Annotated in this window: 15 protein-coding genes; 11 read left to right on the top strand and 4 right to left on the bottom strand. The window is 32.2% G+C overall.

The features are described 5' to 3' along the window. Nucleotides 1-9: 9 nt before the first annotated feature. The 6 genes from R9X47_RS13875 to R9X47_RS13850 all read left to right on the top strand — a co-directional run bounded on the left by R9X47_RS13875 (nucleotide 10) and on the right by R9X47_RS13850 (nucleotide 7,209). Entirely contained in the window at nucleotides 10-1,137 is a 1,128-nt protein-coding gene (locus tag R9X47_RS13875; protein WP_432667465.1) for an acyl-protein synthetase, read from the top strand. After that, nucleotides 1,130-2,416, top strand: a complete 1,287-nt coding sequence (locus tag R9X47_RS13870) for an acyl-CoA reductase (RefSeq protein WP_432667464.1) — start codon at nucleotides 1,130-1,132, stop codon at nucleotides 2,414-2,416. The genes R9X47_RS13875 and R9X47_RS13870 overlap by 8 nt, the downstream gene beginning before the upstream one ends. Nucleotides 2,417-2,701: 285 nt before the next feature. Then, nucleotides 2,702-3,871 carry a DUF6557 family protein gene (locus R9X47_RS13865; protein WP_432667463.1) on the top strand — a complete coding sequence of 390 codons (1,170 nt, stop codon included), beginning with the start codon at nucleotides 2,702-2,704 and terminating at the stop codon, nucleotides 3,869-3,871. A 415-nt stretch (nucleotides 3,872-4,286) separates the two neighbouring features. Then, the gene (locus R9X47_RS13860; RefSeq protein WP_432667462.1) at nucleotides 4,287-5,057 is read left to right on the top strand and encodes a hypothetical protein; all 771 of its coding nucleotides are present in this window, start codon (nucleotides 4,287-4,289) and stop codon (nucleotides 5,055-5,057) included. Nucleotides 5,058-5,427: 370 nt separating this feature from the next. Next, on the top strand, nucleotides 5,428-6,435 hold the full coding sequence (locus R9X47_RS13855) for a patatin-like phospholipase family protein (protein ID WP_432667461.1): 1,008 nt from the start codon (nucleotides 5,428-5,430) through the stop codon (nucleotides 6,433-6,435). A 198-nt stretch (nucleotides 6,436-6,633) separates the two neighbouring features. Further along, complete coding sequence (locus tag R9X47_RS13850) at nucleotides 6,634-7,209, top strand: flavin reductase family protein (RefSeq protein WP_432667460.1); 576 nt, start codon at nucleotides 6,634-6,636, stop codon at nucleotides 7,207-7,209. A gap of 161 nt (nucleotides 7,210-7,370) precedes the next feature. Here the strand turns inward: R9X47_RS13850 and R9X47_RS13845 are convergent, their stop codons facing one another. Then, a complete protein-coding gene (locus tag R9X47_RS13845) occupies nucleotides 7,371-8,687 on the bottom strand; it encodes a pyridoxal phosphate-dependent aminotransferase (protein WP_432667459.1) in 1,317 nt (438 codons plus the stop codon). A gap of 409 nt (nucleotides 8,688-9,096) precedes the next feature. Between R9X47_RS13845 and R9X47_RS13840 the strand changes: the two genes are divergently transcribed. The 3 genes from R9X47_RS13840 to R9X47_RS13830 all read left to right on the top strand — a co-directional run bounded on the left by R9X47_RS13840 (nucleotide 9,097) and on the right by R9X47_RS13830 (nucleotide 13,522). Then, on the top strand, nucleotides 9,097-9,855 hold the full coding sequence (locus R9X47_RS13840; protein ID WP_432667458.1) for a dimethylarginine dimethylaminohydrolase family protein: 759 nt from the start codon (nucleotides 9,097-9,099) through the stop codon (nucleotides 9,853-9,855). Between the two features lie 449 nt (nucleotides 9,856-10,304). After that, the gene (locus R9X47_RS13835; RefSeq protein WP_432667457.1) at nucleotides 10,305-11,759 is read left to right on the top strand and encodes an alanine/glycine:cation symporter family protein; all 1,455 of its coding nucleotides are present in this window, start codon (nucleotides 10,305-10,307) and stop codon (nucleotides 11,757-11,759) included. A gap of 395 nt (nucleotides 11,760-12,154) precedes the next feature. Then, nucleotides 12,155-13,522, top strand: a complete 1,368-nt coding sequence (locus tag R9X47_RS13830) for a sigma-54 interaction domain-containing protein (protein ID WP_432667456.1) — start codon at nucleotides 12,155-12,157, stop codon at nucleotides 13,520-13,522. A gap of 229 nt (nucleotides 13,523-13,751) precedes the next feature. Here R9X47_RS13830 and R9X47_RS13825 read toward each other — a convergent pair whose 3' ends face one another. From R9X47_RS13825 to R9X47_RS13815, 3 genes are read right to left on the bottom strand one after another with little or no spacing between them, the layout of a single operon-like run. Then, nucleotides 13,752-14,681 carry a radical SAM/SPASM domain-containing protein gene (locus R9X47_RS13825; protein ID WP_432667455.1) on the bottom strand — a complete coding sequence of 310 codons (930 nt, stop codon included), beginning with the start codon at nucleotides 14,679-14,681 and terminating at the stop codon, nucleotides 13,752-13,754. Between the two features lie 38 nt (nucleotides 14,682-14,719). After that, on the bottom strand, nucleotides 14,720-15,586 hold the full coding sequence (locus R9X47_RS13820; RefSeq protein WP_432667454.1) for a hypothetical protein: 867 nt from the start codon (nucleotides 15,584-15,586) through the stop codon (nucleotides 14,720-14,722). 6 nt (nucleotides 15,587-15,592) lie between these two features. After that, nucleotides 15,593-15,922: a PadR family transcriptional regulator gene (locus tag R9X47_RS13815; protein ID WP_432667453.1), complete on the bottom strand. Its 330-nt coding sequence runs from the start codon at nucleotides 15,920-15,922 to the stop codon at nucleotides 15,593-15,595. A gap of 1,025 nt (nucleotides 15,923-16,947) precedes the next feature. Here R9X47_RS13815 and R9X47_RS13810 point away from each other — a divergent pair. Then, complete coding sequence (locus R9X47_RS13810; protein ID WP_432667452.1) at nucleotides 16,948-18,321, top strand: aerolysin family beta-barrel pore-forming toxin; 1,374 nt, start codon at nucleotides 16,948-16,950, stop codon at nucleotides 18,319-18,321. A gap of 239 nt (nucleotides 18,322-18,560) precedes the next feature. Further along, nucleotides 18,561-19,319, top strand: a complete 759-nt coding sequence (locus R9X47_RS13805; RefSeq protein WP_432667451.1) for a class I SAM-dependent methyltransferase — start codon at nucleotides 18,561-18,563, stop codon at nucleotides 19,317-19,319. Nucleotides 19,320-19,416 lie beyond the last annotated feature (97 nt).

Raw genomic sequence — 19,416 nt, 5'->3', positions numbered from 1 at the left:
GATGAAAGCATGAAAGCTAGAGAGAGTCTGTTTAAATATAGTAAAATTTATGACCATAAAGGCAGTGAAGAGTTATTTATAGATGCTATGATTGAATCTATAGAGCATCATCGTCTTAATTGTGAATTCTATAATAAGCTATTAGCCAAGAGAAACTTTAGCCCAGATAGAATCAAGTCTATAGAAGACTTATTCGATATACCACCTATTCCAGCCCATTTTTTTAAATACCATAAGATACTAAGCATAGATGAATCTAAGGTAGAAGTCCATGCTACCTCATCGGGTACATTAGGACAAAAGAGTCAAATATTCTTGGATAAGAGTTCATTAGAACTGGGAACTAAGATGATAATTAAGTCGATGAGGTATCACAAACTCATCTCAATTATTCCGACTAATTATCTACTCCTAGGATATGAGCCAAGACCTGGAAATGAAATGGGAAATGTTAAGGTTCTTCATGGTATGATGCGCTTTGCACCGGCCAAAGAAAAGGCATATGCACTAAGATGGACAGGAGATAGCTATCAGATTGATTACTTTGGAATAATATCGGCACTTAAACGCTTTGAAAAACAAAGGCTGCCAGTAAGGATTTTAGGATTTCCATCTTATTTATACATGATGCTGAAAATGCTTAAAAGCCTAAATATAAAACCTCTAAGATTAAATAAAAAATCTGTAATTCTTACGGGTGGGGGTTGGAAGAAATATAACGATAGTAAAATTAGTAAGCCAGAGCTCTATAAAATGGTAGAAGAGCTACTTGGCATAAAGGTTGAGAATTGTAGAGACTTTTTTAGTGCCGTTGAACATAGTGTTGCCTACCCAGAATGTAAAAATCATCATATGCATGTTCCAATATGGAGTAGAGTTGTAATACGTGATGTAAAAACATTAGAGCCCCTTGGATATGAGAGTCCGGGTTTCTTAAACTTTATAAGCCCATTGGTATCATCTATGCCTATTTCCTCGACTATCATGGGGGATATGGCAGTCCTAAGAGATGGAAAGAATTGTGGCTGCGGAGTCACAACTCCTTACTTTGAAATCCTAGGAAGAGCTGGAACTAGTAAGTCAAAGTCCTGCGCTATTACCGCTACAGAGCTGATGGGAGGGGTAGGTCATGAATAATATCTTTAGAGGCGAATTGATCTCGAAAGAAGAGTTGGATAACCGTATAGAGGAACTCGGGGAGATACTAAAAAATGATTTAATTTTAGAATTAGATACTCATATAGTTATTGATGCAGTAGATAAGCTAGTGGCTGGAATGAATCCCTTAGTTCTAGAAGGCTTATTGGTAGGTAGTGGCATGACAAATTGGAAGGCCAAGGATTTTATACAGACGACAATGGAGGGACTGAGTAGAGAATCACTTACTAAAAAGGTCCATAGAGAGCTTGGAGAGAAACCCTTCGTATGGAGTAAGGTTGAAGAAGGCATTGAGGAAAAGGATCAGCCCTTTGGAGTGTTAATGCATATAGGAGCAGGAAATGAGATCGGATTATCGGTACTCAGTATTATTGAGGGACTTTTATCTGGGAATATAAATATATTGAAACTACCCTCCTATGAAGGAGGAATATCTGTATCACTGCTAAAGCAGTTAGTTGACATAGAACCTCGACTTAAACCATACATTTATGTATTCGATATAGCTTCCCATGAAAAAGAACTTCTTAAAGAAATTGCAAATCTCGTGGATGCCATAGTAGTTTGGGGTTCTGACGAAGCAATAGCAGGAGTTAGGCAATTAGCACCTCCATCCACCTCCCTAATAGAATGGGGCCATCGAATAAGCTTTGCATATTTTACACAAAATGAATCCCTAAAAGATGATTTAAAAGGACTTTCCCTAGATATATGTTTAAGTGAACAACAGTATTGTAGCTCACCTCAATGTGTGTTCTATGAAACCGACAATAATGACGAGCTAGAGGATTTTGCACATAAGCTTGCAAGAGAGATTGAAGAAACATCGAAAAAGTACCCGGCAAAGCAAAAGCCAATAAATACGGAAGCAGAGATTACATGGACACGTGAGCTTATTAAAATGGAAGAAATTCTAGGACAAAAGAGATTAATAAATAATGAGGAGACAAACTATAGTGTTATGGTTGATTATAAGCCTCGCTTGAAAGCATCTCCGCTTTACCGCAATATATGGGTAATGCCAATAAAGCGTGAAAATCTAATGAACATTTTAAGAAGCCATAGTGGATACTTACAAACAGTAGGTCTTAGCTGTGACAAGGAAGAGGCTTTAGAGATAACTCGTATTTTATATGGGGCAGGAGTTAATCGAATAAATCCTTGTGGCAAAATGTCAACGACCTATATCGGAGAACCCCACGATGGATTTTGGACTCTCAGAAAATATGTACGAAGAGTTAGCAGAAGGACAAAATGATGCTGAGAGAAAAAATATTTTGAGAAGCATCACAACGGCTAGGGGATATTTTGTTTGCCACGTCAATTGAAAGACAAAGTGATTAATTATGAGAAAACAGGCCATTTGGCCTGTTTTTTATTTCAGAGATTTAGAAAAAAGGTATATGTAAAAAAATGGAGAAATATAAAGAAATGAGACTGAATTTTATAAACCTTGGTTTATTAATACCGAGAGAAATCAACACTACAAACACGTTAATAACGTTAAGATGTAATAGATTCAATCAAAATTAGTAAGGGAGTTATGGATAATAAAATGGAGACACTAAAGATACGAATGAGGAATTTAAAAGATAGAAGACTATTGGAAATTATCAATATAGATTATGACGAATATACAGAAGAGGCACTTGAAGTAGCTAGAGAAGAACTGGCTAATAGAGGCATAAAAAACTTTCTAGTTTCAGATAGAAATAAACTAGGGAATGTAGATAATCCTAAATACATTACATTTAGAGACTTGATTTTGCAAACTAGATTTAAAGAAGTGTTGAAAAATATTATAAGGATGTATCCCAGAGACAAGTCTCTAAATGAGAATTATGAAAAAACTTTTAATGAATTAATACAGACTGATAGTTCAAATATTGATAGTACGTGTATATTTGTAGAGGAAAGGGAAAATATATATGATCCACTAGTCAAAGATTGGGAAGTATTTGGACAAGATGTTATAAGCAAAGAAAAGTTTGAAATAGATTATTTAGAATGGAAAGACTGGTTATCTTGCCTAATAGATACAGATCAAGTAATGATGATTGGTAAAGAATGTTATGTAGCCCATTGTATATATTGTATGACTAAAAATGGGTTCTCCCAGGAAGATGTCAATAAGAACTTTAATAATTTGAAGGTAAAACAAGTAGGGGATGAGCTAATATTAGACAATAAGGTAGTTACAGTAGAGCAATATCAAGAAACGCATCCTTGGATACGATTTTGGGCTAGATCAATTGATTATATAGTAATAGGAATTGTTTTAAGTTTTGTTTGGACATTAGTTCCTGCTCATCTTGGTAGAGCAATATATTCAATTCAAAATATAATCTATATAACTCCATTTGTATGGATTTTTATTGAGACGGTTTTAATATCTAAAACTGGAACGACAATAGGTAAATGGATTCTTAATATTAAAATAAGAGATAGTAAAGGTGAACTATTGTCATATAAAGAATCGTTTTATCGAAGTTCCTTAGTTTGGATTAGTGGACTTGGATTTGGAATTCATTTAGTACAAATTCTCACACAGATACATGCTTATTTTAAACTTCAGAAGAGCAAAACGACCATGTGGGATGAGAAAGTTAATTCTCAAATCATATATGGACAAATAGGTGTTTGGAGAGTTTTAATTGCAGTTTGTATTTTAGCAGTCATACCTTTAGTTCAGAGCCTAAGCAATTTCTATTAGTGAATAAGTCAAGGGGATGCCTTGTTTGCCACACAAATTCGAAAGCAAATAAAATATAGCCATAGAGTTGAATTTTACCAGTAGAGTTCTTAATATAAAATTATGAAGACCTGATCCTCTGATATTCTTAGGACATCGTAGCAAATCAACAACAATGATATATACTCATATATTCACTAAGTATTTAAGTAATATTCAAAGTGCATTAGATAGGTGATAGATAAATCATATGTTGAAGATTGGATAATAATAACTGATTAAACAAATGTACAAAAATGATAAAATTAAATTAATGGACAACTAGATAGATTGTCTATTAATCACATAACGTAATATTCCTAATATCGTTCAAGAAAAGAGCTCGAATGGTATCGGTAATGTTAAAAGCTATGCGCAATTAATTTGGAGGCGGACCATGCAGAAAGATGAAAACTTAGATTATTATTTATGTCCTAAATGTGCTAATGGAGATTATATTGATATAACAGCACCTGAAATTTTTATTATTTGTGATAGATGCGGATATAGAGATTCTTATGTTAGATGCAATAACTGTAGTGTAGAAGGGTCATTTGTTAAAAATATTACCCATAAACCTCATCAATGGGTTTGCGATTATTGTAACACTAATAATAAATTGAATAATAATTTTTATAAAAATTCAGTTAGAATACCTGATTTACAAAAAATGAAGAAAAGAAATGTGGAAAAGAATAAAAAGATCAATTCTTATAAAAGTACTTTAATATATCTAGTATTGTACTGTATATCATTTATTACTGTTCCACTTGATGATAGCGTTAACTTCAATATATGGACACCTATTCAATTATTAGGTTTTACATCCTGTGTTTTTATAGCAGGTTATTTGGGATTGAAATTAAATTCATTTAGGTTTAGTGAAAATACTAGATTAAGGACTTTTTCTGAAAGATTAAATGTATCAAAAAGGATTATAATAATTCATATATGTATTATTTTTGTTTCAATAGGAATTGTACCTCTCACTACGGAAACTATTTCTGATAGTGGTCTTCAAATAGAACCAGTTGATTCTGAGTTAATTGAAGCAATAGAAAAAGAATTTAGTAGAACAGATATTTCTAAGATAGTACAAGTAGGTGATAGGTATCTAGTTTATTTTTCAGATGAAAGTATGGAAGTATTTGAGTCTACTAGTAAATAGCAGCTAATTCCAATAACCATAAATTAACAGACATTCTTTTAAGGTTATATGTTATGATTGACTATAGTTTTGATGTTTTTGAAAAAGCTATCAGTATGGTAGCGTATAAAAAAAGATACTATTTTAAAAGAGAACTTAATAAATATTTAATAAGTCATCTGGGAATATAGACATTATCTTGTTATCCTAGATGACTTATTTTATTAAGAGAGGTTCATTAAATTAGTGCAAGAGCATACAGGTAAGAGAGCAGCTAAATTAGTATCACTTGTATTGAGAAACGTTAGATTACCATGAAAGCTAGTCTAATGAATAAATTCTATGATAGCGTAAAAATTAGTTTTATTAATATACAGGGGAGAGTGCTGCTATGAGCTACAATTTCAAGAATTTAGTATTTGAAGGCGGTGGAGCTAAAGGTATTGCATACATTGGGGTTCTGGAGGTTTTAGAAGAAAAAGGCATATTAGAAAACATTATACGTGCAGGTGGCGCTTCTGCCGGTTCTATAAATGCTCTTTTGTTAGGATTGGGTTATTCGGTAAAAGAGATACGAGAGATCACCAAAAAAGGACTTGATTTTGAAAAAATACTTGACGATGAGTGGGGATTCATTAGAGATACACATCGTCTCATTACACAATATGGATGGCATAAAGGTGAATATCTTAAAAAATGGATATCAAAATTGATTAAATACAAAACAGGAAAAGATGATATAACCTTTGAAGAGCATGAGCATATGCAGATTGGTCCTCAACTTCATTTTGTTGGGACAAATCTTTCAACGGGCTTTAGTAATATTTTTTCCTGTAAAACCACTCCCGAAATGTCTATTTCTGATGCAGTAAGGATATCCATGTCTATTCCTTTGATTTTTACTGCTGTAAAATTAGATGAAGAAGACTGTCCTCACAAAAATATTTATGTAGACGGAGGAGTATTAAATAATTATCCAATTAGACTTTTTGATTCTATAGAATATGTTGATGAAGATTATTATATCCCACTTCACTACGAGAAAATAAATCTAGAAGAAGGTAAAACAGCTATAAATTATGTATGTAATAAAGAAACTCTTGGTTTTAGGCTAGATTCTAAGGATAAAATCGATGTTTATATGAGAAATAAGAACCCTAGATATCGTAAGATTAAGAACTTCTTTTCTTATACGTATGCGCTGATAAATACAATAATAGAAGGACAACAAGACCATCATTTAAACAGTTCGGATTGGAAAAGAACCATTTATATTGATACTCTAGGAGTCAAGACAATCGACTTCAATATAAGCGAGGAAAAAAAGGAAGAACTCATAAAATCTGGTAGAGATTCTACCGAGCTGTATCTTAGCCAGTATACTTCTCTAAAAGGCTGATTCTGCTTATAGAAATTTTTAAACTTTAAAGAAGGTGACAGAGGGAGAGCCCCTGTCCCTTTGTCTGTGGAACAGAATATTTGACCAGTTAAAATAACTTAGCTATAATAGAACTAGAACAAATGTTCGAAGAAAGAAATAAAAGCAATGGCTTACGGAAAGTTTTGTGAATGAACAACTTTTTACAAGGAGGATACAATGGCAAAAAAACGAGTTGAATATAAAAAGATGTATTATGGATTTCCTGTAATACTTATCTCATTTTATAATGATAATAATGTGCCAAATGTGACTACGCTTTCATCGTCATTTTCTCTAGGAGATATGATTGTATTAGGATTTGGAAAGAACAGCTATGCAGGGAATCAGATTAAAAAGGGTGTAGACTTTATTGTGAATCTACCCGATCGCTCATTGATGCGTGAAATTGATATTTGTGGAGCTCATTCAGGACATAAAGATAATAAAATTGAGTTGAGCAGAATGACTTATACAAAATCTGAAATTGTTGATGCACCAATAATAGAAGACTGTCCAATTGCTTTAGAATGTACACCAGTTGAAATTATTGAGAATGATCACTTCCAAAGCTATATAACTATATTTGCTAAAGTTAAAGGACGTATGGTTTGTGATGATCTGCTAGATGATAATAAGAATCTTGCTTACAACAAGATTGATGTGGTTGAATATTTAGGCGATGATAATTTAAGGGTATACAGGTATTTAGATAAAGTTAAGTCAGACGATTCTAGAAGTTTTCTTAGAAAATAATTACTATAGAAGATGGGGATATCTCTTATAACAATGATCAAAATTCAATATATGTGGAATTAGTGACTATCTTTTACTTAAGCTTTACTCACATAAAAACCCCTGATCAAGACTTTCTAAGTCTTGATTAGGGGTATATTAAATCCTAAGCATATTATTTATTATCTTTGTTCTTCAAATTTTCTAAGTAGTTTTACAAACAACTCAGGAATTTTAGCTATATTTTCAGGTGTTTCAACAAAAGAAATTCTAAATTGTGTGCTGCCTGGATTAGTTTCACCAGCTTCGATGTCGTAGAATCCGTTCATAGGTGCTACTAGTAGAGTAGTTTCAACACCATCAATATCAACTGAACCTTCGCCTGCACAGTATAATACAAAGTCAATTGCGTCAAAACCAGGTTTTACAACATTTCTAACATCTATAACTGTGTAAATAGATGCATCTGGACTAGAAACAATAAGACCAGGCTCTTGTTCTTTTAATCCGTTATAAACCTTTAGGATTTTCTCCTTATAGTATCCTCTGATTTCTTCGCACCATCCGATGATTCCTTCTTTACTTTCGTGAGCTAAGGCACCAAAGATATACTGACCGATAGCATTTGCGCAAAGATTAGCTGTATATTCAGCTACTGAACGGTTGTTGAATTCAGGGCTATCTGTAATTAATCCACCAATTCTTAAACCACACGCATTCCATACCTTAGAAGCAGTCTCAATACTAATTCTTCTACCTTCAATTCCTGGAACGTCTGCATCAGTTACACCCCAGATACTTACAAGTGGCTTGTCTGCATCATAGTAAAGTTCACGGTATGCTTCATCACTTACCATCCACATATTATACTTCACGCAAAGCTTTGCTAATTCTTTCATAGCATCATAATCATATAACTGACCAGTTGGGTTATCATATGGGATTACTAATAATGCTCCTGGCTTATGCTCCTTAATTACTTCTTCAATCTTATCAAACTCTGGAAGAGTGAATTTTCCGTTTTCATCTAATTGACGCTTTACAGTAACAGTCTTTCTTCCAGTTCTTTGAGCAAATGAAATATAATTTGTATATGCTGGATCAATCATAAGTAAAGGACTTTCATCAGTCCCAGCTGGACCACAAGCACCAATTAGTAATAATTCCATTGCTGCTGATCCACCATCTGTAACCTGAACGTGAAGCTTACTTGTATCAAAACCTTCACACTCTAAAATGTTTCTGAAGGCATCTTGGCATTCCTGCGTTCCAGCAGTTGTCGTATACCTAATAACACCCTTAGCAAATGGACTATCCGGTGCATTTAGTGCAAACATCCTCTTTTGCATTGCAGTGTTTGCAGGCAGGGAAACGTTTCCAATACCTACATTGATAACGGCTTCTGGCTTTACTTTTCGTTCTTCGTACTTCATTTGTGCAAGACGAACTGCCGATGGTTTTCTAGACTCAAAGTGAGCAGATAGAATAGGTTTATTCATGCTAAGTCTCCTTTTCATTAAATATAGTTCCTTACATTTTTCATTCTAACATAATATTGTATAATTTTCACTCTTCTTTTAATGAATATGTTATTTATATTAATAAAATGGTTATATTTATTCTTTTTTCTGGTGTCGGGAATAGTTTTTGTGATATTTTTTATTTTATTCTTTAACCTGGATTATTTGTTTGATCTATGAACTATAAGTAAAAATTTTTACAGAATGTAAAAAAAACTTTACTAAAATTAAAAATGTACATTGATGATTAAAATAATATAATAAAACAAATCATCTGATTTTTCAATCTATTATAGCGGTTTAAGCGTAACCCTATAGGATGTGGCATACAAATTGCTAATTAAAGTATGTGTGAAAAATAAATTATAAAGTTATAGGAGGAAAAAGAATGTTTAAAACTATTATAGTAAGAAAACCAGCAAGTACAGTTGTAAACGGTCAAACAACATCGGATTTAGGAATTCCAGATTATGAAAAGGCTAAGGTGCAGCACAATGAGTATATTGAAGTATTAAAGACCTGTGATGTAGAGGTTAAGATTCTAGAAGCAGATGAAAGATATCCTGATAGCTGTTTCGTAGAGGACCCGGCGGTAGTAACAGAGGACTTTGCAATAATAACTAATCCAGGTGTTGATACTAGAAATGGTGAAAAGTATATAATGGAAGAAGGATTGAAGGATTGTTTTGACAAATTTGAATACATTACTGATGGAACCCTAGAAGGTGGAGATGTTATGCAAATAGATAAACATTTCTATATAGGTCTATCTAAAAGAACAAACAAAAAAGGTGCAGAGGAGTTTATATCTATAGTCGAAAAATATGGGTATACTGGTGAGGTTGTACAGCTTATAGAGATGTTCCACTTAAAAACAGGAGTTAACTATATAGGAGATAACACTGTTTTAGTTTCTGGAGAGTTTATAGAAGATAAGAGATTTGATAAATTTGAAAAAATTATTATAAATGATGATGAAATGTATGCGGCTAATTGCATAAGAGTTAACGACTATCTAGTTATGCCAGCAGATTTTCCAAAAACAAAAAAGCAGTTGTTAGATGCAGGATTTAAGATTAAGGAAGTCCATATGTCAGAATTTCAGAAAATTGATGGGGGCTTAAGTTGTTTATCGCTAAGATTTTAGTTGAAAAGATTTTAATTTGAAGACCAAATATCTTGCAAAGAAACATCGATATTTCAAGTTATTTTCCCTATATGTCTAATGATGATCGACTTATAATAAGTAGTTTTTACTTATAATCTAAATGATCTTATGAGGCGTTTATGCTTTTCAAAATAGGAAAAGCATAAACGTATATATACTTTACCAATCATACTGACTGAGTTATCCATTCTAGAATATATAGCAAATTCAAAATTTATAACAGTTATTTTTACAAGAAGTTCTTTGTTACCTATCTTAACGAATCAGTCTATAACCAAAACTGTATGAAAGCATAAATTTTGTAAGTTGATAGCCCTAAATTCCAAGTCAAAGAGAGTAGTCTATTTTTTTTAAAGCAATTATTGAATAACTAAAAAACTATTTCGTAAGATAACTTTTTTATATCTTAAAAAGGAGTGTATGAACTTATGGCGTTGATAGAAAAAATAGTATGGGATATATTATGGGGGTTACCATTAATCCTTCTAATTTTAGCTGTAGGTATTTTCTTTACCGTTATAACTGGATTTTTTCAATTCAGATACTTTGGATATGCTATGAAGCAGGCATATAAAAAGTTCTTTAAAAGTAATGATACTGAAAAAGATTCCGGTGCTATTTCTCCGTTTGAAGCACTGAGTATAGCCATCGGTGCAACAGTAGGAGTAGGGAATATAGGTGGTGTAGCATCGGCTATAGCAATAGGAGGACCAGGAGCAGTATTCTGGTTATGGGTTGCAGGTCTATTAGGTCAAATAATCAAGGTGGTTGAAATTTCTTTAGCAGTGCACTATCGTACAAAGGACGAAGACGGAAAGACCTTCGGTGGACCTACCTATTATATGAGAAAGGGTCTAGGTGAAGAAAAAAATTTCAAACTCTTATCTAAAGTTCTAGCCTTCATATTTATCTTTGGATTTGGTGTAGGCTTCTTCATAACAATGCAAAACTATACTGTATCAGAGGCTGTATCAAGTACATTTGACATGAGTATGGTAACTGTAAGTGTTGTTTACACCATTTTACTTTATTTAATGATCAGTGGTGGATTGTCATCCCTAGGTAGAATTGCTGCAAAGCTTGTACCATTTATGTGCGCATTTTATATTCTTGGTGGTATTTTTATTATACTTAAGAACATTTCTCACCTTCCAGGAACTTTAGGACTGATTTTTAATAGTGCATTTAGTGGAACCGCAGCTCTAGGTGGATTTGCTGGAGCGGCCTTTACACAGGTAATCAAAGTTGGGATGTCACGGGCAGTTTTCAGTAATGAAGCAGGCTGGGGATCTTCTCCAATGATTCATGCCTCAGCAAAAACTGATCATCCAGTACGCCAAGGGCTTCTTGGAATATTTGAGGTGTTTATAGATACAATAGTGATATGTAGTATTACATCCTTAGCAATTGTTATAACAGGAGAATGGTCATCTGGAGTATCAGGAGCAGCTCTTACCCTTAGTGCATTTGAACATGGATTAGGCTCTTTAGGTAGAATTATTTTAACTATAGGGATTCTACTCTTTGGAGTAACTACTTCTTCAGGACTTTATGCTCAGATAGAAGTTTTATTAAGATATATACTTGGTAATAACAGCAAGAGTACAGATAAGATACTTACATTCTATAAATGGGCTTATCCTATTCCAGGACTTGCACTTGTAATTTTTGCAGTGATGAAGGAATTACCGGGCACTAGCGTATGGCTCTTTGCAGACATGTCTACAGCATTGCCTATTTTTGCAAATATATTAGCACTTCTTATCCTGAGCCCTAAGTTCTTGACCCTATTGAAGGACTATAAAGCAAGGTATATGGGTATTGGAAAAGTTGATCCGAACTTTAAAGTATTTTATGATGAGGGAAAAGAAGATATTGCCTAATAAATTAAGGTTTTTTAAAGTAAAGCTTTGATTAAAAAGGCTTCTAGGAGATAATAATCTCGTAGAAGTCTTTTTGCTTTTAAGTGAAAAACAAATAAAAGGTGTGGCATAGTAATTACTATTGATTAAAAACCTAGTCTTTTTTCAAACTGTTCATTATAAATGAATTTGCTCCATGAATAATATGTAAAATACTAGTTGTACCAACTCAAAAGGAACTTTTTAGCACTAGTTTTAAGATAATAAAGGTTGATGATATAATAGAAATAGTGTTATATAGCAACAATACTAAGATATTTACTTTGAAAATGGACATTCTATTTCCGGTTGAAGAGGAAATATAGAAAGACTCACTTTTTACAACCAGGAAACACAACTGAAAAAGAGGTGTTAGAATGATAAGAAAGTATATTGAACAATTATTAGATGTATATAATTATATTGATGGAATATTTTTTACAGATATGACTGGTAGAGTTGAATACTATCATGACTATAGGCTGGATATCAATGATTTTACGGAAGATGAAGTTTTAGGAAAACATATATTAGAGATCTATCCTGAACTATCTGAAGACGAGAGTACAATTTTAAAGGTAATAAAAACAGGTGAACCAATTTTTAATCAACGTCAGAGACTTACAACTCTCAATGGAAAAACTGTAGAGGTGGTTTCCACTACATTACCTATTAAAATGAAAGATAAGATTATTGGCATTGCAGATGTTTCAAAGTATGTAGGTTCTTCAAAACAGGATAAAAGTCTTAAAATAGAATATAAAAAAAATACTTCCAAAGAAAACCTGTTCACAATTGATGATATAGTGGCAAAAAGCAATAATATGAAATCTTTAAAAAATAAAATTTTAAAGGTGGCAAATACAGATTCATCTGTTTTAATATATGGAGAAACGGGGACAGGCAAGGAGTTAGTAGCACAGGCTCTACACTATCATAGTAAGAGAAAGAATAATGCATTTATGTCACAAAACTGTGCAGCAATACCGTCTGCACTTTTAGAGAGTATTTTTTTCGGAACAGTTAAAGGCAGCTATACAGGTGCGGAAAATAGTACGGGTATATTTGAACTAGCTGATAAAGGAACGATATTTTTGGATGAAATCAATTCAATGGATATTAATATTCAATCCAAAATTCTAAAGGTTATAGAGGAAAAAAGGTTTAAAAAGGTTGGGGGAACTAAATTTATAAATACAGATATACGAGTAATATCTGCTATTAATGAAAATCCAATGAAATGTATTGAAGAAAAAACTTTGAGAGCAGATCTTTTTTACAGGTTAGGTGTAGTGCAGTTTAATATACCTCCACTACGAGAAAGAAAAGATGATATCGAAGTGTTAATAGATTATTTTGTGGACCAGTTTAATAAAAAAATGAATAAAAATATTATAGGCGTTGACGATGATGTAAAGAGATTATTTTGCAAACATTTATGGTATGGAAATGTTAGAGAATTAAAAAATATTATAGAGGGAGCATTTAATATTACATCGTCAAAAATAATAGAAAAACACGATTTACCGGAATATATATTTGATAATTATCAAAGAGAAAATGATATAAATAAGGTGGATTTCTATAATGATATGCAACTTTCATTAAAAGAAAAATTGGATTTATTTGAAAAAAATTTAATTAAGGATTCCATTAAAAATAATCGAAACTTGTCTGAGGCAGCCAAATATTTAAAAATTTCACGACAAACTTTAAATTATAAGATTAATAAATATAATTTATAAGGCAAGTGGATGTTTGGTTTGCAATGGCAAGTAAAAGTGGCTAGGGTTGGTAGATTGAATTGTTAATATGCTATTTTTAGTAATGATAAGCAATCACAAGATATTATAGGGGCGAGATTATGGTGAGTCATAATAATGAAAAAGTGCAGAATGAAATAATAAATTTAGTGGCTATCATGAAAAAAAGGTGACAGTTCGGGGTGAACTGTCACCTTTGAATCACTTATATTTATAACGCGACATCGCCGATAACGCTAGTTAATACACAATCACAATCTCTACATAAGGGATTAAGATTTCTATTTGTTACCATATTTCTACGAACGTTGTAATATTGCTGACCATTCCATACATCAATCAATTTGTCCTTTGTTAAATCTCCCAAGGTTACTTTACCTGTAGCATCATTACAGCATAAACTGATCTTTCCATCAGGCCTAACAACCATTTGCTCAAAGGGATAAATACATGCGGATTTCAGTCTAAAACTATTTTTTGATCGATTCTCAGCTTGTCCGCTTCGATTTAAAAGTACTTCATTTTCTTTTCTCAAATATATATGAACCTTATTCCTATATGACTTCGTTAAAGCGTACTCATATACTTTACTAACGGATTTATTTAATACTAAATCATCATTATAATTATCGATAATGAGCGAATCAAGATATTTCATAAGCCTTTCAAATTTCTCTATGGTCAAGAGCTTACCATTTGTAAAAAGATATAGGGAAGCCCCCGGTAAATTATCCCTAGCAATTTGTAAAAAATCAAATATTCTCTTATCCAACAAAGGCTCATTGTTTGAGTAAAGCCCTATACTTCCAGAATAGTTAATATCCTTTAGCTGCTGAATAATTAAATTGAAAAGGTCTTCATTCATTAATTTAAATGGTCGTGGATCAATGTCTTTATTTACTGGACAAAATGAACAAGCACCATTGCATCTATTAATAGTCTCTATCTCTATAGTTTTAAAAAGAGGAAATGAGTCCTGAGATAAATATCCCTTAGTTTTTCTTCTACTTTTCCTGAGCATAAGCTTATCATATAGGTAGATACTTCCAGGTAAAATAACTTCCTCTAATTGTTTAGGATATTTTCTTTCTAAGGAAGATTTTAACCTTCCTATAGGTCTATTATAATAATTTTTTATCATGTTAACTGCCTCTTCTCTAATGATTTAAATTGTTTTAGTTATAAAATTTTTTTCTGTTTTAGCTGATAACGATATATCATATATCCAATGATATTAGTTAAAGCAAATACCATAACCCAAAAGCCTTTGTCATCGTTAAGATAAACATCCAAAGCTCCCCAGACTGCGAACAGAGCCCAGTAAATTGCTAAGAATATTTCTGCAAGGGCTAGGAAATTAAAATCTAAATTCCTCAGACTCAATGTTACATTATAATTTAAGTCGGATAGATCGAAGTCGCTATTGTTGCTGTAATGTTCATCCTTAAAAATAAAGAAGCTTTCTTTTCCTATATCATCCTTCCAATAGGTCTCTGATTGTGGAGTAGGATATCTATATAAAAGCTGATAGGATAAAGTGTCATCTTGAGTTTCTAGAATACTTATTGAATATATAGCTATATTATTATCTACGAGACTATTAACTTTTTCCTTAAACTTACTACTGCTTATATCATCTATATTTTCAATTTCATTCTTAAGAGTCTCAAAGGTATTATCAGCCTTTGATGGAACAATAAGAAAATTCCATGTAAAGAAAGTAGTAAATAATATAGCACATATTATGCCCATTGAAACAGTTATTTTTAAAAGGGCTTTACTAAATATGCTCCTTAGGTTATAAAGCTTGCGTAGATCATGCTTTAAGTAATCAATATGACCAAACTTTGAAAATGCAAGTGATAGTGCATCGGATTCAGAATACCCTTCATCCAATAGATCAGTAAGACTACATAGTAGATTAGATTTCATTTCTTCTTCAAATTCGCTAATTTCTATATCATTAGCATCTATGTTGCGAGATAGTTTTTTTACGAAGCTATCAATTTCTTTAATAATGTGTGGTTGTAATTCCCTATTAGACATTGCTATTTACACCTCCAAAAACTTATCTATAACTTCTTTAAAGAAAAGCCACTCTTCTTTTTTGTTGTTCAAAAAATCTATGCCTAAATCGGTTATTTCATAGTATTTCCTTCTACCTCCTCCTGAGGTTTCATTGGCCCAAAAGGATTTAAGGTAGCCACTTTTTTCTAATCTTTTCAGAGAGAGATACAATGAGCCCTCTTTAATTTCAAAAGAATCATTACTTATTTTTAGAATTTCTTTTGAAAGCTCATATCCATACATAGCCTTTTTCCTAAGACGACTTACTAAAATAATATCAATATACCCCTTAAGAATTTCTTTGTTAATCTCCAAATTCTGTCCTCCCTTCAACCTTCTTTAGAAGTTGTTATTTTATGATAGTAATTGTTATCAAGCTCTTTTATTATAAGAAGGTTCTTTCATATATGAATATATGTTTTACATGACCAGTACTTTTCATGTGTATTTCCGTTTACCTTTGATATTTTGAGTTAGGTAATTCAGACATATATTTTATATGTTATTAATTAACTATTCATCATAGAGTACTATATGTTATATAGTACTCTATGTTATTATCTATGTCAACTTACATTTTATAGAAATAGAATGATTTATGACAAAGATTATTTGTTGTAGATAGAGTTTTATCTATCTGATAAACAAAGGTGGGTTTATCTACAAGAAGATACGAAAAGTGAGTATTTTTAAGGAAGAATAAAGAGAAGATATTATTTTTTTGATTTGTAAAAAAATGTTTGAATTAAACAAATATTCCAAAAATATATTGACAAACATGAAAAATGTGATATAATTTATAAAAAATTACTTTATTGTAAAAATATGAAATAAAATATTTATCGATATGAAAATAATACTTTGAAAAAATGTTTTTACAAACTATCCGTGACTCGTAATTAGCAATGCACCTCTGTAAACCATTCTAAGTAAACTGCTACCATAGGTGATATCATCACAAGCTCATTCACAATGATTCCATTAAAGATCTTAATTTACATATATCCTAAACTCACAGAAGCTTAGAAGCTTTGTATTTGCATGAATTAAGTTTTATTAGGGGGTTTTCTATAGACCTTTTAGGAATCCCTAAGCAATGTTTTTTAAGTTTAATTTTTCCTTGATTAAATATGTCAATATGATAACTGTGATTATAAACTAATCGTCATAAGTTTAAAAAGTACTTATGTAAACATTGATTATACTCGCTATATCTATCTCTGCTATGAAGCATGATAAGAGAGGAAGTGATGAAAAAAGTTTATGGTTTGTATCGGGTAGTTAGAGTATAGCTCTATAACGAATATAATATAAAAACTAACTAAAGAGGAGTGGAAACTATGAAAAAGAAAAGAAGATCCATTAAGAGAATTTTGCTATCCTTTATGATCATTTGTTTGACATTAAATGTAGTACCTATGAATTTAGCTTATGGAGCTTCACTACCACCTGAGTCTCCACCAATGTTGAACCCTACGGAAAGTGAAGAAACCCCAAATGTATTATCTATGAGTTCAGCTACTGGAGCTTCATTATCTGAGTATCCACCAGTGTTATATCCCTTCAGCCCTACGGAAAGTCAAGAAATCCTTAAATCAAAGATTATTAATTCACAAGAGTTTATTTTTAAACATGCTCTGCTTGCTCATTACTTAGGATTTGGATGGTGCGGAGGTACTGCAAGTCCATATGTCGGAAATGATTTTGAGTTTAGAAAAGAAGGCGATAATTACGTATTACAAGCCCGTTATAATAGTAGTGATCCCCATGCAGGTGGTTACTGGGCAGATAAGCGATTAAAAATGACAGTGTCAAATGTAAAATTCTATTTTGCTCCTGAAACAGTAAAGCAGGGAGAAGAGAAAATAACGGAGCTAGAACCTCTTGCAGCTCAAACCTTTAAGATTGTTAATAGAGGAGATACTGAAGATACAGCAAATACTAAAATTGCATATACAGCAAGCAAGTCAGTATCAAAATCTAGCAATTATAAATTTGGACAATCGTTAGGGACAAAAACAACTGTAGGAGTAAATGTACTGTTTTTCAAGGGTGAAAAAGAAATATCGTATAACTTCAATGCAGAGCAATCTTGGTCAGACACAACTACAACAGTTGAGAGTACTAATCTAGAAGCATCCTATACTGGAAAAATACCTCCTAAGAGTAAAAGAATAATTAAATTAATGAGTTATAGGACTAAATCTGACATACCTTATACGGCTAACATCTACATGGACTATGATATCACATTTTCTGGTTTCTTAAGATGGGGTGGTAATGCAAGAACAGATCATCCAAAAAACAGACCATTTGTCGACGTTACCTTTGGAAATGGGGATTTAACCGCTCAAGAAGAAATTGAAGACATGTATAATCACCGTAGTATTCCTGGTTATTCACAATGGGACTGGAATTGGATGGATCAGCAGTTTGGAGCAAACAATGTAAACTGGGTTGTATCAAACATATGTAACAGACCTATGGGAGCTACTATGACAGGTAAATTTACTTGTGTAGATGGTTCTCGTGTTGAAGTAGTTGCAGGAGAAGCAATACCACTAACTCCAGAAGAATTAACAGGAGCTGCAAGAGCTGCTTCCGGTGGTCCAATACGAGGTGCCACAATAGAGGATGTACACCTAAACTATATTCCAGAAGTAAATGTTGATAAGACCACAGTAGAAACAGGGGCCGGAACAACAGAATTCTAATTACTAGTGACTTTTTAATTAGATTATTAAAAAAATAAATATTAATATAGTATAATACTTTATAACTTAATTAAATATCATTTAGTAGTATGAAAGGTGGTGAACTCAATATGAGGTTTATTCGAGATAACTGCTCGGTGCAGTAAAATCTGATAGCAGATTGCATCGAGAAAGAAATGTGCTATCAGGTAGCTGCACCATTATATTTTTTACTAAAAAATATTAAAGGAGTGGCTATTATGGATTACAATGCTTTAAAACAAAGATGGTTATTAGAAGAAAATAGAGAGTTTAGAGGATGGGATTTTTCACATTTAGATGGCCGATTGAAAGAGGAGAAACTCCCTTGGGATTACAGAAGCATTATTTGTAAGTACTTAAATAAAGATAAATTGTTACTAGATATGGGAACCGGTGGAGGTGAATTTTTACTTTCACTACAACATACTTATACTAACACTTCAGTTACAGAGGGATGGAAGCCTAATTTAAAACTTTGTAAAGAAACCCTTGAACCATTAGGTATAACTGTGCAACAGGTTTTTAATGATAATAAATTACCCTTTGATGACGATACATTTGATATAGTTATCAATAGACATGAAGAATATAATGCTAAAGAAGTTAAACGTATTCTAAAAGATGATGGTATATTTATTACTCAACAAGTGGGCGGGAAAAACAATGAGAAATTATCAAAGTTTCTGATTACTAATTTTGAATCAGATGTTCTTGCTTTTGAACTCAATAAGGAAGTAAGTAAATTTAAAAACCTTGATTTTACCATTCTTTACGAAAATGAATACTTTCCTAGCTTAAAATTCTTTGATGTTGGAGCAATTGTATACTTTGCTAAAATCATTGTATGGGAGTTTCCCAACTTTTCAGTTGAAAGATGTTTTAATCAACTTTGTGAATTAGAAAATAGACTGAAAAAGAACGGATATGTAGAAAGTTTAGAACATCGATTTATAATAGTTGCAAAAAATAGCAAATAATATTTGAATAAAATATGACATGGAGACACTCTGTTCAGCGTGTCTCCACTTCATGTTCTCTAAATCTAAGTTGAAAATCAATTCTTTCAGTAGTCTC

Source organism: Wukongibacter baidiensis, assembly GCF_050888315.1.
In the GTDB taxonomy this organism is placed as follows: domain Bacteria; phylum Bacillota; class Clostridia; order Peptostreptococcales; family Caminicellaceae; genus Wukongibacter; species Wukongibacter baidiensis.
The sequence above is the reverse complement of the archived record's forward strand: the minus strand, read 5'-3'. Positions and strand labels throughout refer to the sequence as shown.

Bases quoted from the DNA above. Each gene is read 5' to 3' on its own strand.
- R9X47_RS13865 (WP_432667463.1), top strand. From the start codon at position 2,702: ATGGATAATAAAATGGAGACACTAAAGATACGAATGAGGAATTTAAAA.
- R9X47_RS13845 (WP_432667459.1), bottom strand. From the start codon at position 8,687: ATGAATAAACCTATTCTATCTGCTCACTTTGAGTCTAGAAAACCATCG.
- R9X47_RS13825 (WP_432667455.1), bottom strand. From the start codon at position 14,681: ATGATAAAAAATTATTATAATAGACCTATAGGAAGGTTAAAATCTTCC.
- R9X47_RS13855 (WP_432667461.1), top strand. From the start codon at position 5,428: ATGAGCTACAATTTCAAGAATTTAGTATTTGAAGGCGGTGGAGCTAAA.
- R9X47_RS13850 (WP_432667460.1), top strand. From the start codon at position 6,634: ATGGCAAAAAAACGAGTTGAATATAAAAAGATGTATTATGGATTTCCT.
- R9X47_RS13835 (WP_432667457.1), top strand. From the start codon at position 10,305: ATGGCGTTGATAGAAAAAATAGTATGGGATATATTATGGGGGTTACCA.
- R9X47_RS13840 (WP_432667458.1), top strand. From the start codon at position 9,097: ATGTTTAAAACTATTATAGTAAGAAAACCAGCAAGTACAGTTGTAAAC.
- R9X47_RS13830 (WP_432667456.1), top strand. From the start codon at position 12,155: ATGATAAGAAAGTATATTGAACAATTATTAGATGTATATAATTATATT.
- R9X47_RS13875 (WP_432667465.1), top strand. From the start codon at position 10: ATGAAAGCTAGAGAGAGTCTGTTTAAATATAGTAAAATTTATGACCAT.
- R9X47_RS13810 (WP_432667452.1), top strand. From the start codon at position 16,948: ATGAAAAAGAAAAGAAGATCCATTAAGAGAATTTTGCTATCCTTTATG.
- R9X47_RS13860 (WP_432667462.1), top strand. From the start codon at position 4,287: ATGCAGAAAGATGAAAACTTAGATTATTATTTATGTCCTAAATGTGCT.
- R9X47_RS13870 (WP_432667464.1), top strand. From the start codon at position 1,130: ATGAATAATATCTTTAGAGGCGAATTGATCTCGAAAGAAGAGTTGGAT.
- R9X47_RS13820 (WP_432667454.1), bottom strand. From the start codon at position 15,586: ATGTCTAATAGGGAATTACAACCACACATTATTAAAGAAATTGATAGC.
- R9X47_RS13805 (WP_432667451.1), top strand. From the start codon at position 18,561: ATGGATTACAATGCTTTAAAACAAAGATGGTTATTAGAAGAAAATAGA.